General features: G+C 52.6%; 14 protein-coding genes. 9 read left to right on the top strand and 5 right to left on the bottom strand.

What is annotated here, in order from left to right; all coding sequences use genetic code 11:
• Nucleotides 1-71 precede the first annotated feature (71 nt).
• The 4 genes from HCR03_RS13645 to HCR03_RS13630 all read right to left on the bottom strand — a co-directional run bounded on the left by HCR03_RS13645 (nt 72) and on the right by HCR03_RS13630 (nt 5,387).
• Entirely contained in the window at nt 72-1,412 is a 1,341-nt protein-coding gene (locus HCR03_RS13645; RefSeq protein WP_187034722.1) for an extracellular solute-binding protein, read from the bottom strand.
• 188 nt (nt 1,413-1,600) lie between these two features.
• Nucleotides 1,601-3,190, bottom strand: coding sequence for a response regulator (locus tag HCR03_RS13640; protein WP_066643918.1), 1,590 nt, complete (start codon nt 3,188-3,190; stop codon nt 1,601-1,603).
• Nucleotide 3,191: 1 nt separating this feature from the next.
• Nucleotides 3,192-4,976 carry a sensor histidine kinase gene (locus HCR03_RS13635; protein WP_156990797.1) on the bottom strand — a complete coding sequence of 595 codons (1,785 nt, stop codon included), beginning with the start codon at nt 4,974-4,976 and terminating at the stop codon, nt 3,192-3,194.
• A 204-nt stretch (nt 4,977-5,180) separates the two neighbouring features.
• Nucleotides 5,181-5,387: a hypothetical protein gene (locus HCR03_RS13630; protein ID WP_187034718.1), complete on the bottom strand. Its 207-nt coding sequence runs from the start codon at nt 5,385-5,387 to the stop codon at nt 5,181-5,183.
• Nucleotides 5,388-5,673: 286 nt separating this feature from the next.
• On the opposite strand from HCR03_RS13630, the gene HCR03_RS13625 reads away from it, so the two are divergent.
• The 5 genes from HCR03_RS13625 to ligD all read left to right on the top strand — a co-directional run bounded on the left by HCR03_RS13625 (nt 5,674) and on the right by ligD (nt 10,535).
• Entirely contained in the window at nt 5,674-5,985 is a 312-nt protein-coding gene (locus HCR03_RS13625) for an ArsR/SmtB family transcription factor (RefSeq protein WP_066643916.1), read from the top strand.
• An 86-nt stretch (nt 5,986-6,071) separates the two neighbouring features.
• The gene (locus HCR03_RS13620; protein WP_187034716.1) at nt 6,072-7,085 is read left to right on the top strand and encodes a permease; all 1,014 of its coding nucleotides are present in this window, start codon (nt 6,072-6,074) and stop codon (nt 7,083-7,085) included.
• Nucleotides 7,086-7,116: 31 nt separating this feature from the next.
• Nucleotides 7,117-7,467, top strand: a complete 351-nt coding sequence (locus HCR03_RS13615; RefSeq protein ID WP_156990799.1) for a thioredoxin family protein — start codon at nt 7,117-7,119, stop codon at nt 7,465-7,467.
• 52 nt (nt 7,468-7,519) lie between these two features.
• Entirely contained in the window at nt 7,520-7,918 is a 399-nt protein-coding gene (locus tag HCR03_RS13610; RefSeq protein ID WP_187034714.1) for an arsenate reductase ArsC, read from the top strand.
• 160 nt (nt 7,919-8,078) lie between these two features.
• Nucleotides 8,079-10,535, top strand: coding sequence for a DNA ligase D (gene ligD / locus HCR03_RS13605; protein WP_187034712.1), 2,457 nt, complete (start codon nt 8,079-8,081; stop codon nt 10,533-10,535).
• A gap of 82 nt (nt 10,536-10,617) precedes the next feature.
• Here the strand turns inward: ligD and HCR03_RS13600 are convergent, their stop codons facing one another.
• Nucleotides 10,618-10,875 (bottom strand): YkuS family protein, encoded by a 258-nt coding sequence (locus HCR03_RS13600; RefSeq protein WP_066643911.1) that lies wholly within the window; start codon nt 10,873-10,875, stop codon nt 10,618-10,620.
• 338 nt (nt 10,876-11,213) lie between these two features.
• Between HCR03_RS13600 and HCR03_RS13595 the strand changes: the two genes are divergently transcribed.
• The 4 genes from HCR03_RS13595 (at nt 11,214) to HCR03_RS13580 (ending at nt 14,458) form a co-directional block, all read left to right on the top strand.
• Nucleotides 11,214-11,498, top strand: a complete 285-nt coding sequence (locus tag HCR03_RS13595; RefSeq protein WP_407926871.1) for an ArsR/SmtB family transcription factor — start codon at nt 11,214-11,216, stop codon at nt 11,496-11,498.
• Nucleotides 11,499-11,521: 23 nt separating this feature from the next.
• A complete protein-coding gene (locus HCR03_RS13590; RefSeq protein ID WP_066643909.1) occupies nt 11,522-11,740 on the top strand; it encodes a cation transporter in 219 nt (72 codons plus the stop codon).
• A 30-nt stretch (nt 11,741-11,770) separates the two neighbouring features.
• A complete protein-coding gene (locus tag HCR03_RS13585; RefSeq protein ID WP_187034710.1) occupies nt 11,771-13,609 on the top strand; it encodes a heavy metal translocating P-type ATPase in 1,839 nt (612 codons plus the stop codon).
• Nucleotides 13,610-13,885: 276 nt separating this feature from the next.
• Nucleotides 13,886-14,458, top strand: a complete 573-nt coding sequence (locus HCR03_RS13580) for a DNA-3-methyladenine glycosylase I (RefSeq protein ID WP_187034708.1) — start codon at nt 13,886-13,888, stop codon at nt 14,456-14,458.
• Nucleotides 14,459-14,481 lie beyond the last annotated feature (23 nt).

The raw sequence follows: 14,481 nt of genomic DNA, 5'->3' as shown, positions 1-14,481 counted from the left end.
GTTCTCCTACAAAAGAAGTGGTCCAGGTATTTAATTACCAAGACCACATCTTTACAAGTTTTGTAAGATTGTCAGAACGTCAGTTCCGTCGCCTTAAGCTGAGCCATTTGTTTGCAGAAGTCTTCCGGGGTAATTTTGCTTGCCAGAAGTTCCGCTATCAGGTTTTTGTGGATCTCTGCGGATTCTGCGGGAAGGATATTGTCCCACCATGTGATGAAGGAGGTTCCCGTGTCGAGCAGCTTCGCATCCGTCTTGTCAAGAGTCGAAAGCTTGGAGGTATCCAGGGAATCCGTGTTCCAGCAGGGCAGTCCAGCGCCCGCAAGGTAGCCCTTGGAGCCCAGTTCCTCACTCAGGTATGTTAAAAATTCGGCAGCCTCTTTCAGATTTTTAGTGCTGCTGTTAATATAGAAGCCATCCTGCCCGCCGCCATAGAATTCGCTTGCCTTGCCCTTGCCGTCCGTAAAAACGGGGAAAATGACAACCTCGACATTGCCCTTTGTTTTTGAAGAGTCATCTTCAATGCCGGCATTTACCCAGTTGGCTTGGAACAGCATCGCCGCGTTGCCCGCGTTGAACGCGGCCAGCATCTCGTCGTAGCTCATGCTGAACATGCTGCTGTTGAACATTCCGGCTTTGGCCAGCTTCTGCATTTTGTTGGCCGCCTCTATGAAATCAGGGGAGTTGAACTTGGCGGGATCCTTAAACGCCGCGATGCACGCATCGTTTCCGGCCTGGCGCATCGCCATGATATCAAACCAGTACATGCCCGGCCAACGGTCTTTTTCGCCGATAACCGCCGGGGTGATGTTGGCTGCCTTGAGCTTTGTGACCGCCTCAAGAAGCTCGTCAAATGTCGTGGGCACCTTTGCTCCCGCTTTTTTGAACAGCGCCGTGTTGACATAGAGGTTGGCAAGGTGCGTATAACAGGGCAGCGTATAAATTTTACCGTTTACCTGACAGCCACTCAGCATACCGCTGCGCATTTTCGACTTGGTTTCATCGGAAACGTACTGATCCAGAACAAGGACGTTTCCGGCTTGAATATAGGGCTGCATAAAACTGCCGCCGCCCATTCCGTAGAACACGTCCGGCGCCTCGTTTGCCGCCAATGCGGTTTTTATTTTCGTCTTATACTGCTCTCCGGTCGTACCGGTGCGCTCCACCTGAATATTGGGATGATCCTTATTCCACTGGCTTACCACTTCGGGAAGAATTTTCGCCGTCGGATCAGTCTCGCCAACGGACTGGTCCCACAGTGCCAGCTTGATTTCACCGTCTCCTCCCGCAGATGCCGAACCTGCCGCCGGACCGGATGCGGCCGTTTGGCTGGATCCGCCGGAGCAGGCGGCCGTGCTGCATAAGATGCCCAGTGCCAAAACAACACCGGCAGTTTTTCCGATAATCCCTTTCATACTCTGCCTCCTTGTAATTGCCTGCGTGTAGCGGAAACCTTTGACGGTTCGCCGGCTGCAGGCGGTGCGTTTCCTAATGCTGCTCCTCAAGATACACCTCCCCGGGAGCTTTATTCTGGAATCCGATATCATTTTATAAGAACCGAAACTGTAAATCCATTCAAAAAAAACGCACAATATTTCAAAATTCAGGCATTGCATTTTGTGCCCTTTCGATATTCGTTGACCGATTTACCGGTTTTTTTCTTAAATAGGATGCAAAAATAATGAGGATCGGCGATGCCCACCTCATCGCCGACCTGATAGCCTTTCAGCTCCGTTGTCTTCAGCAGGATTTCCGCTCTTTTAATTCGGATATCCGTCAGGTATTCCACAAAAGTCTGGCCTGTCGCCTTTTTAAAAAGGCGCCCTAGATGTCCGGGACTGACGAAAAAAGCGGCGGCGGTATTGACGAGGCTGAGGTCGGGGCTGGAAAGATTTTTATTCAAAAAATCCTTAACGCGTTCGATCAGATAACCGGCCTTGGTGCTGTTTTTCGCATTGATGGAACCGGAAAGGGCGGCGATGTGAGCTTCCAGCTTCTTTTGAATATCCGGAAGATTGTCGGAAAGCAAAACCGCAGCCAGAGTGTCTTTGTTGAGAGTGTCCCCGCCGTTGATTTTCTGCTCGGCCTCAATGTTTTGGCATTGCGCGATAATGTCCATGGCGGCCAGACGCATCTGACTCACTTCCGAAAACGGGAAGCGCAGAATCTCCTTTAAAACGGCTGCTGCTTTTTCTGCGGCGCCCGCGCTGATATAAAAATGCAATTCTTCCAGCAATTCCGGGTTCGAACGGTACTGCTGTTCGCCGGACTCCACAACATCCTCGTAGCACACGACCTGATTCTTTCCCACAAATGTTTTATAGTTCAGGGCACGGCACGCTTCCCGATACCCGATAGGGATATCTCTCAGACTGGAATGCCGGTTTCCGACGCCGATGCAGACAAAGCATTTGAGAGAATGAATCAGGTCCTTCTTAAGCAGCTCGCAATCGACGGCAACGTCCCGCCCCCGGACATCCGTTATGACAACGATCTGGTTTTTATTGTCCATAAAAACAACCGACTCCGGACTTCCGCTGAAAAAGGCTTCCACCCTTTTCCGGCCGTCCATGCTCAATAAAAGATTCTGTTCCTGCGTCTGTTCCGGAGTGGTCAACGAGAGTTCCAGAACCGCAATCCGCAGAAGATTTCCCTCTGTGAACGGAAGGTTGAAAAACGACTGCTCTTCCAGAATTTCGCTGGCAGACAGACGCTGCAGGATCCATCTGTTCAGAAACTTTTCCCTTAAAAAGGGCAGGCTTTGCCGCAGCTCTTCCTTCAGCTTTTCAAATTCCTGTTTTCTGGTTCTTTCTTCCTGAATTTTTTTCTTGAGCCGCTCGGTGACGTTCAGCAGCTCGGCGGCGTGAATCGGCTTCAAAATGAAATCGGCGATGCCTAGTTTAATGCTTCTCCGTGCGAATTCAAATTCATCATGGCCCGTTATGATCACGATTTTTATCGCCGGATGCTTTTCCGTGACCATCCGGCTGAATTCAATCCCGTCTATAAACGGCATGCAGATGTCCGTAAAAACAATGTCCGGCCTCAGCGTATCCACCATATTCAGGGCCTCGTGCGCATCTGAGGCTTCACCGACTATGGTCATGCCCTGCTCCTCCCAGTTAATCCTTTTTCTTATCAAATTCCGGATCAAATATTCGTCGTCCACGATCAATACTTTTATCTGCTCCATCTTAACCCTCACCTTTTGGAATTATTATCGTGATTCTGGTCCCTTTTCCCGGTTCACTTTCCAGCTGGACGCAGTCCTGGCTGCCGTAAAAAATTCGGATACGTTCCATCGTTCCCCACAGGCCAAAGCTTTTGCTCCGGCTGCTTTTCTCCTGATTCAGGATCCTGCCGATTTCCTCCCGGGACATTCCGATTCCATTGTCGGCCACACACAGGCACACGGTTTCTCCCGAATCACGGACGGCAATTTTTATAATACCGGATGTTCCCTTCCGCCTGATGCCGTGATACAGGGCATTTTCGACAAGAGGCTGCAAAACGAGCTTCAGAATCGGGTATTTCAGGCAAGAATCCTCTATCTCATACTCCGCCTCAAACAGATCCTGATACCGTACCTTTTGAATGCTGAGATAATTACGCACCATCTCGATCTCTTCTCCGATGGAAATGATATCCCTTCCCTTGCTTACGCTGATGCGGTAATAATTCCCGAGAGATTCGACCAGACCGCATACCTTTTCGCTTTCTCCGGAAAGAGCCAGCGACGAGATGGAGTCCAGCGTGTTATACAGAAAATGAGGCTTGATCTGTGCCTGGAGTGTATTCAATTCCGCTTTTCGGATTGTTTTCTGCTCCTCAATAATTTTATCCAGCAGTTTATGAATCTGCCGTATCATCGCATTGTAGCCGTTGAAGAGCTGCCCGAATTCATAATTTTGCGGCTGCACTTTCACTTCAATAAACCGGCCTTCGTTCACATTTTTCATGGATTGCAAAAGCTGACGGATCGGCGTTATGGTGTTTTCTGAAATAAAAACCGAGCTTACGAAGAAGACAACACCGTTGATCAGCAGCAGCAAAAACGCGAGCAGAACAAAGGATTTGTTTTCCATACCGGCGGTTCCGTAAGGCATAAGGCTTATGTATTTCCAACCCTGTTCCTCGTCGGAGAGATAAGAGATAATGTATTTCTGCGAGTCCAGATCGAGCACCATGCAGCCGGAACCGCCCTGAGAGATCTTCTGTTGAATCCCGTGACCGTTGTTCAAAAGAATATGCTTAAACGACAGGATGCTTGGTATGTCCGCGGTGCTCGGAACAATGGTTTTGTTGTTTTCATCCAGAATGACCACTTGCATGGAATTATCGTTCACCACATTGGAATAAGCCTGCAGGAACGCACTCTCCGGTATGTTGATGACCATGATGCCCAGCGAGCTCATCGTATTTACATCGCGGAGCTGACGGATGAAGGACACGAAATTGCCATTCTGGCTTGAAAACGCTCCGCTGCCGTTCAAACGCAGTATGTATTTCCCCTTTTTTTCGATAGTCTCCCGATACCACGAGGCGTCTTTAATATCCTTTTTATTGAAAGCAGGCGAGATTTGCTTCCCAATGGAAAAACAGTTGCCGGAATTGTCAAAGATATTGACAGAATCGATAATCGGCTCCGCCTGCATCAGATTATAAAAATAATAGCTCACTTTTGATTGTACCTGCAGGTTTGAATAGATATTCCCCTGCCTTAGTAAATTCTGCAAATTATTATCAGAAAGCATCATTTTCGAATAGTTGTCTATATCTTCAATCATGAAGTCAACATTCGTTTTAATGGAGGTAATTGTTTTGACAGTCGCCTGATTTACCCGCTTCTGGGCAGACTCGGAAGAGAGCTTGTTCAGAGCCGTGCTGCTTAAAGTGACGGTGAGAATCAAAATGAAAAAATACGCCAAAGGAATTTTTATAGACAATTTGTTGGGTAATTTAAAAAAATACTTTTTCAAATGAACCCCCCCCAAGTTTTATGTCGCACGACAAGAAGCTTCTAGCGTTATTTTCATCCCCGCCGGGGACCTTCCCGACGGAGAAAATTCCTCAATTCATTTCGGCAAAACCGTTGTGATCCATTGATCGGCAGCTCCGGCCGTACGGCTACTTCGCCGTTCGGCTTGTTTTTCCGCCATACGTCCTCGCCGAATTGAAGCAGCTCAACCCGGCTGAATATGGAATCCCGAGGCATGCTTTCTGAGAAAGCGGACTGCCCGCGACAGATCGATCATAGGCTGCCTGTTCAGCGGTCCCTTCATCAACAGGTTGGTGGTGCAGGTAAGCACGAACGTGTGACAGCCTTTCTGGTAGAATTTCATGGCTACAAGCTCCGCCGCGCTCCATAGCTCATAACAGCCCTCTTTCATTCCCGCTCTCCTTCTACATATTTCTACTAAAATTGTCATCTTGTGAAATAAGTTTTATCCATTTTGCATACACTTCAAAAATTGTAACATTTAAGTTCCTCATTAACAAGATAAATAGCAGGCAATTTATTTCAAAATATGAACATATGGCAGGCCTTGAACGGAAGCCGGCGCCGACGGCGTCCAAGGCGCTCCCGCATCCTTTTGTCAAAAATTTTCATATTGACAAAAATTGATATGACGCATATACTATACATATCAAATGTTTTTGATATGAGGTGATTGCTTGGCAACGGTCTATGAAAATCACGCGCGGGTATTCAAGGCGCTCTGCGACGAGAAGCGGCTGAAAATACTGGAGCTGCTCCGCAGCGGGGAAAAATGCGCCTGTGTTTTGCTGGAGCAGCTGGACCTGGGGCAGTCCGGGCTTTCCTATCATATGAAGATTTTAGTCGAATCCGGCATTGTGGAAAGCCGCCAGGAGGGCAAGTGGACGCACTATAAAATCAGTGAAAAAGGCAGTGCTTATGCCGGTGACCTGCTCAGGGAGCTGACAACGCCGAACGCGGCCGCAAAAGAAATCTGCTGCAAAAAATAAAGCCATCCTGAAGCGATGGCTTTTTACAGGCAATACAAATCAAATTTATTTGATTTGATGTTTCATAAAGTGAGGTGGTTCCCGCAATGGAGATATTGAAAACAGTCTGGGATTTTTTCCAGAATCAGATTCTGGGCATGAAATGGCTGGACCGGCTGATCGGCGGCGGGCTCGCGGCAATGGGCCTTGACACATCCACACGGCTGGTCGGCAGCATTGAATTTTTCCTTTACGATGTCATTAAGATTACAATCCTGCTTTGTTTTCTGATTTTCCTGATCAGCTACATTCAAAGCTATTTTCCGCCGGAGCGCAGCAAAAAAATACTCGGGCGGTTTCACGGTGTTTCGGCGAACTGCGTTTCGGCGCTTTTGGGCACGGTGACGCCGTTCTGTTCCTGCTCCTCCATTCCGCTGTTCATCGGCTTCACCTCCGCCGGGCTTCCGGTCGGCGTGACCTTCTCGTTCCTGATTTCCTCCCCCATGGTGGACCTGGGCTCTCTGCTTTTGCTGATGGGCATCTTCGGCGCAAGGGTGGCGGTCATCTATGTGGCGGTCGGCCTGGTGATCGCGGTCGTCGGCGGCACGATCATTGAGAAGCTTCACATGGAAAAGTACGTGGAAAGCTTTATTATGACGGCGGGCAGCGTGAATATCGAGTCGCCGGACCTGACCAAAAAGGACCGCCTGACTTACGCAAAAGAGCAGATGCTGTCCACCTTCAAGAAAGTGTTCCCCTATATTCTCATCGGCGTGGGCATCGGCGCGGTCATTCACAACTGGATTCCGGAGGAATGGGTGTCGCTTGTGCTGGGAAGCAAAAATCCCTTCGGTGTTGTTCTTGCGGCCCTGATCGGCGTTCCGATGTACGCCGACATCTTCGGCACGATTCCGATCGCGGAGGCCCTGCTGTACAAGGGGGCGCAGCTTGGCACGATTCTGGCCTTTATGATGGCCGTGACAACGCTTTCCCTGCCGTCCTTGGTGATGCTGCGCAAAGCGGTGAAACCGAAGCTGCTGGCGCTGTTCATTGCCATCTGCACCGTCGGTATTATCACCGTGGGCTACTTTTTCAACGCGATTCAGGGAATCCTGATCTAAACACATTGAATCATTGAAAGGAGTTTTATTTATGTCATTGTTTAAAAAGAAAGACCGGACGGAAGAAACGCCCTCCTGCGGCTGCGGGGGAAACTGCGGCACGGAAAACACGGCGCAGGCCGCAGGCACGGGCGGCGGGAACGCGAGCGTCAAAATTCTGGGCAGCGGCTGCGCCAAGTGCAACCAGCTGGAAGCGGCGACCAAAGAGGCGCTTCAGCGGCTCGGCATGGATGCGTCGATTGACCACGTGACCGATTTTACCAAGATCGCCGCCTACGGCGTCATGTCCACCCCCGCGCTGGTCGTGGACGGGAAAGTGGTTTCCTTCGGCAAGGTCCTGAAAACCGAAGAGGTCGTGAAAATCCTGCAAAAGGTCCGATAACACCCGATGAGAGTTTCGTTTCGGGCCGTTCATGGAAAGGAACCCTAACAAAATGAGAAAAGTTGCGTTTATCTGTGTTCACAACTCCTGCCGCAGCCAGATTGCCGAGGCGCTGGGCAAGCGGCTTGCGTCCGATGTTTTTGAAAGCTATTCAGCGGGAACGGTGCAAAAAAGCCGCATCAATCCCGACGCCGTCCGCTTGATGAAGCAGCTTTACGGAATCGATATGGAGCAGAACCAGCGCCCGAAGCTGCTCGCGGAGCTGCCCCCCGTGGACGTGGTCGTCACCATGGGCTGCAACGTGGAATGCCCGTATCTGCCGTGCAGGCGGCGCGAGGACTGGGGCCTGCACGACCCGACCGGCAAGGACGACGCGGAGTTCCTTACCGTCATCCGGACGATCGAAGCAAAAATCGCAGAGCTGGCGGAATCCTTACGACAGGATTCCTAACGCTGCGGAAAATGGGAAAGGACACGGCACTGCGGCCGCGTCCTTTTTTGTTTTCCGCAGCCCGGCCATTCGGCAGCGGATAAACCCCGCGCAGCCGGCTGATAATAGCATCAAGCCTGGAACCCGATTTCAAGGGATTCGCCGGAGGGGTGAATTTAAAATGAGCGCAACGAAACTGGAAGAATACAACCGAAAAAGAAACTTTGAGAAAACGTGGGAACCCGAAGGAAAACCGGTCCCGGCCGGAAAGCGCCTGAAATTCGTCGTTCAGCATCACCTTGCCCGAAAGGACCACTACGACTTCCGCCTGGAATGGGACGGAGCTCTCTTAAGCTGGGCGGTTCCCAAGGGGCCGTCTAGGAACGTTCGCGACAAGAGGCTCGCCATACGGGTGGAGGACCACCCGCTGGAATACCGGAACTTTGAAGGAACCATCCCCAAAGGCCAGTACGGCGGCGGAACCGTGATGCTCTGGGACGAAGGCTTCTGGGAACCGCTGTCGGAGGTCGCGGAGGGCCTTCGCGCCGGTTCCCTGAAATTTGTTCTGAAAGGAAAACGCCTTCAGGGGAAATGGGCTCTGGTCCGCTTGAAAGCGAAAGCCGGCAAAGAGGAAGACAACTGGCTCCTGATCAAAGAAAAAGACGGGTACGCGAAAGATACCGACGGTATTTCCGGTTTCGTCACAAGCGTCCGAACAGGGCGCTCCATGGAGGAAATCGAAGCGGGAAAAGAAGAAAAGATCACGCGGAACCCCTTTCAAAGCGCCGACGCGCAGCTTGCAAAGCTCGTTGCGGCAGTTCCCGAGGGTGAGGACTGGCTGTACGAAATCAAATACGACGGATACAGAATTCTGGCGTACGCGGAGGGCGGCGCCGTCCGTCTCGTCACCAGGAACGGCAACGACTACACAGAGCGGTTTCAGGAGGTTGCGGATTCCATCGCCGCCTGGTCAGGCGGCAGGGCAATGGTACTGGACGGAGAAATGACGGTCGCGGATTCGCGTGGCAGGACGGATTTTCAGGCACTGCAAAGCTACCTGAAAAACCCGGGAGACAAGCAGCTCACCTATCTCGTCTTTGATGTTCTGGCGCTGGACGGCGAGGATTTGAGAGAGCTCCCCCTGACCGACCGCAAGAATACGCTGGAAGCCCTTTTGAACGACGCGCCGAAAAACCTCCGCTACAGCCGGCATGTCGAAGGCAACGGAAAAGAAAGCCTGCTTGCGGCCTGCAAGTTAAATCTGGAGGGAATCGTGGGAAAAAAACCCGGTTCCGTCTACAGCGGGACAAGAAACGGCGACTGGATCAAGCTCAAATGTGAAAAGCGGCAGGAATTCGTCATCGGGGGATATACGCGGTCTGAAAAAAGGCTCGGCGGGATCAGCTCGCTTCTTCTCGGCGTCTACGAAGGAAAAGATCTGGTTTACGCGGGACGCGCCGGAACGGGTTTGAGCGAAAAAAGCATGAGAGAGCTAGAAGAAAAATTCGAGCCGATCAAACGGGAATCGCCGCCGTTCCGGCAGGCGCCGAAGACGAAGAAAAATGAAACCGTCACCTGGTTGCAGCCGGAAACGGTCGCGGAGATTCGATTTGCCGAGTGGACGGAAGAACATCTGTTAAGGCAGGCAAGTTTCAAGGGCCTGCGGTCGGACAAAAACCCCGAGGAGGTCAGAATGGAAGAGCCGAATTCCGAAAAAGACAAGAGCGCGGAGGGGCCGAAGACACCGGCGCCCTCCGGCGCGGCAAAATCATCATCCGACGGCGGCGCCGCGGTTATGGGCGTCAGGATCAGTAATCCGGAAAAGGTTCTGTTCGAGGATTCCGGAATCACCAAAGCGGACGTCGCCCGGTATTACGCGGCGGTGTCGGAGCGCATGCTGCCCTACGCTGCAAACAGGATCCTCAGCATCGTGCGCTGCCCCAAGGGAATTTCCGCGGCCTGCTTTTTTAAAAAACACCCCGGCCCGGGCAGCAAGGGAGTCGTAACCATTCCGGTTCAAACCGGAAGCGGAGAGACGGAGGATTATTTTTATCTTGAAAACGCCGCCGGCCTGATTTCAGAGGCGCAGATGGGCACGCTGGAATTTCACATTTGGGGAAGCCGGGTCGAAAACATTGAAAAGCCCGACCTGATGGTATTCGATCTGGACCCGGACGAGGGAATGGAGCTGGCAGGGGTGCGGCGGGGCGTACGGGACATCAAAAGCGTGCTGGACCAGCTTTCGCTGACCTCGTTTCTCAAAACCAGCGGGGGCAAGGGTTACCACGTCGTCGTCCCTTTCCAGCCCTCCGTCGGCTGGGATGCCTTTCATGATTTTGCAAAACGCACCGCGGAGCTGATGGAACAAAAATGGCCGGATCGTTACACGAGCAATATCAGAAAAGAAAAGCGGAAAGGCCGGATTTTCATCGACTGGATTCGAAACGGCAGAGGCGCCACCAGCATCGCCCCCTACTCCATCCGGGCGAGAGCGGGGGCTTCCGTCTCCATGCCGATTACCTGGAAAGAGCTCGACACGGTCGCCCCCAGCGGAATCCATATGGCGGACGCCCTGAAACGCATTCAGGAAAAAGACCCCTGGGATGGCTTTTTCCGGCTCAATCAGCGCCTGAAATAATCGGAAAGCCGGCGCAGGCGCACACGCCTCGCTTCTGCAAAAAATCCTGTAGCCCAAACGGTTACAGGATTTTGCTGCGTATTTAACCGCCGGCCTCAATTTTTCCGGCCACTTCCTCCGGCGTCAGCCCGCTCGCGTTGATGACAACCGCTTTCGTCCTGGCCTCCTCATACCCGAGAAAATCGGAATTTTCCCCGGAAAGCACGATCGCGTCGTAATTCCGCAATTTGGAAGCAGACTGCTGTTCGTCCAGATTGATTGATTCCACATGGTACCCTTTTCCGGCCAGGTAGTCCCTGACCGGCGTAAGATCTTTTTGTATTGCGATAGTCCCTTTCATGCAATCACCTCGAATTTATTATTTGTCCCGAAAACAGTTCTATCCATCATTCTCGAACCAGCTTTGAGCCTTCCTTTTCAAAGGCGCTGAACCGATGCCTTGCCGCACAGGAATCAAAAAAGTTGATTCGCCTGATACTCCATTCAATACGAATATATAGTGGATTCGGAAATATTTTTTTTGCAGCGTTCATGCTCTATTGACATTTTCTGAAAAATCACATAAAATAAACATATGAACAATAGATCATATGATTGGATGTTTGATGCTTTATGACCAACAATGACAAAACAGGCCTTTCTTCTTTGGAATCAGCGCCGAACCGAACCGACATCGAAATGCCGGACGATGAAATCCTTTACGATCTGGCGGATCTGTTTAAAATTTTTGCCGACTCCACGCGCATCAAGATTCTTTACGCGCTGCTGGAATCGGAGCTGTGCGTCTGCGACATCGCGCAGCTGCTCGGCATGAACCAATCCGCCATTTCCCATCAGCTCAGGGTGCTCAAGCAGAGCAAGCTGGTCAAGTACCGCAGGGAGGGCAAGGCGATCCTCTACTCCCTTGCGGACGGCCATGTGCGCGCCATTCTGGATCAGGGCATGGAGCATGTCGGCGAATAAAGAAACAAATGGAGGTTACAACCATGAAAAAGCGAATTAAGCTGACGGACCTTGACTGTGCCGCGTGCGCGGCGAAAATGGAAGAAGCCATCCGCAAAATTCCGGGCGTTAACAGCGCGACCGTCAGTTTTCTGACACAGAAGCTCACGCTGGACGCGGACGAAAGCCGTTTTGACGAAATTGTGAAGCAGGCGGCGGCCGTCTGCAAAAAGATTGAACCGGACTGCAGGCTCAATCCGTAACACACCAAAATCAAAGCAAGGAGCGGCGAAATGAATCACAAACAAAAAAGAATGCTGCTGCGCATCTGTGTAAGCGCTGTTCTTCTCGTCCTGTTACAATTCATTCCGACAACCGGTTTTTTTAAACTTCTTCTTTATCTGATTCCCTACGCCGTTGTCGGCGGTGATATTCTCTGGAAAGCGGCGCGCAATCTCGCGCACGGACAGGTATTCGACGAAAATTTTTTGATGTGCGTCGCAACGGTCGGCGCGTTCTGGACCGGCGAGTACCCCGAAGCCGCGGCGGTCATGCTGTTTTATCAGGTCGGCGAGCTGTTTCAAAGCTATGCGGTCGGCCGTTCCCGAAAGTCGATCTCCGACCTGATGGATATCCGGCCCGATTCCGCCAATTTAGAGGAAAACGGCGAAATGAGGCAGGTTGACCCGGAGGAGGTTCAGGTCGGCGATATCATCGTCGTCCGTCCCGGAGAAAAAATCCCGCTGGACGGCATTGTGACGGATGGAAACTCAAGCGTAAACACCTCCGCCCTGACCGGCGAATCGCTTCCGCGTGAGGTGGGGACCGGCGACGAGGTCGTCAGCGGATGCGTCAATCTGAACGGCCTGCTGCGTGTGCGGGTCAGCCGTCCGTTCGAGGAATCCACTGTTTCCAAAATTCTGGAGCTAGTGGAAAATTCCGCCGCCAAAAAAGCGAAAGCGGAAAATTTCATCACCCGCTTTGCCCGCTACTACACCCCCGCGGTGGTCGGCGGCGCTCTGCTCCTCGCCGTGCTTCCTCCCCTGTTCTTCCACGGCGGGTGGAACGACTGGATTCAGAGGGCCTTGATCTTCCTTGTGATCTCCTGCCCCTGCGCGCTCGTCATCTCGATTCCGCTCAGCTTCTTCGGCGGCATCGGCGGCGCCTCGCGGCGCGGCATTCTCGTAAAGGGAGGCAACTATCTGGAAGCGCTTGCCCGGGCGGAAATCGTCGTGTTCGACAAAACGGGGACCCTGACCAAAGGCACGTTTCGCGTGACGGCGGTCCACCCGGAGCAGATTTCCGAGCAGGAGCTTCTCGACTTGGCCGCGCTGGCGGAAAGCTATTCCGAACACCCGATCTCCCGCTCCCTGAAAGAGGCCTGTAAAAAGGAGCCGGAGCGGTCGGAGGTGTCGGACGTACAGGAAATCGCGGGACAGGGCGTGCGCGTGAAAATCGGCGGCAAATCGGTCAGCGTGGGCAACGCCAAGCTGATGGAGCAAGAGGGTGTGCACGGCAGAGAGTGCGAACTGACCGGCACGATCGTCCATGTTGCAGTCGACGGGACGTATATGGGGCATATCGTGATTTCCGACGAAGTACGGGAAGACGCGCCCGAAGCGATTGCCGCGTTAAAACAGCTTGGCGTCCGCTCCTCCGTTATGCTGACCGGCGACGCCAAAGCCGTCGGGGAAGACGTCGCCGCGCGCCTCGGGATCGACGAAGTCCACGCCGAACTGCTGCCCGCCGGCAAGGTGGAGCAGGTCGAGCGCCTGCTCGGTCAAAAAACCGGACGCGGCAAGCTGGTGTTTGTCGGAGACGGCATCAACGACGCGCCTGTGCTCTCCCGCGCCGACATCGGCATCGCAATGGGGGGGCTTGGTTCCGACGCGGCAATCGAGGCCGCCGATGTCGTCCTGATGGACGACCATCCCTCCAAAATTGCGGACGCGATCCGCATTTCAAGAAGGACGCTCCTCATCGCCCGGCAGAATATTGTCTTCGCGCTGGGCGTAAAACTCATCGTGCTGACTCTTGGCGCGCTTGGGTTTGCCAACATGTGGGAAGCCGTTTTCGCGGACGTCGGAGTGTCGGTTCTCGCCATTCTGAACGCTTCGCGCGCGCTGAAATGACCGGTTAATGTGCGGTGGTACTTCCGCGGCTCCAAGGCGCAGTATGTTTCCTGCGGCCTTCCAAAAAGGCAGCCGTTCGTCCATTTCATTTCTGTCCCCCTGCAAACAAAAAGGAGAAACGTTAAAGGCGTTTTATACTAAGCTTTTCCGGCCTCACCGGCAGAGGTAGGTTAACGGCGCTTAAACCGCAGGCGCTTGACAACAAACGTTCGAATCTTTTATAATAGACATATCTTTTTATACCGCCGAGGTGAAAGACGAAAGGGGAATTCTGTTATGACGCGCTGCGGCTGGTGCGAATCCGACGATCTTTACCGGGCTTATCACGACGAGGAATGGGGCGTTCCCGTTCACGACGACCGAAAACACTTTGAATTCCTGATTCTGGAATCCGCGCAGGCAGGATTGAGCTGGATCACGATTCTGCGCAAACGCAAAGCGTACCGCGCGGCGTTCGACGGATTCGACCCGGAGAAGATCGCGGCCTACGGGGAAGATAAAATCGAGGAGCTGATGACCAACTCCGGCATTATCCGGAACCGCAGAAAAATTGAATCCGCGGTAAACAACGCGCGGCGTTTTCTGGAGGTGCAAAAGGAATTCGGCAGCTTCGACCAATACATCTGGGGATTCGTCGGTGGGAAGCCGGTCGTCGGGCATTACGACACGCTCGATGAGATTCCCGCGAAAACGGAGCTCTCCGAACAGGTCAGCCGCGACCTGAAAAAGCGCGGATTTCAGTTTCTCGGCCCGGTCATCGTTTACTCGCACCTTCAGGCGACCGGACTTGTGAACGATCATCTCGACTCGTGTTTTCGTAAAAAGCTCTGCGCTTCTCAACCATCATAAAGAACACAAAAGGCACGGGAAAA

The sequence above is a fragment of the Caproicibacter fermentans genome, from assembly GCF_014303955.1.
GTDB lineage: Bacteria > Bacillota > Clostridia > Oscillospirales > Acutalibacteraceae > Caproicibacter > Caproicibacter fermentans.
Note: the sequence above shows the minus strand (reverse complement) of the source record. Positions and strands in the feature narration are given on the sequence as shown.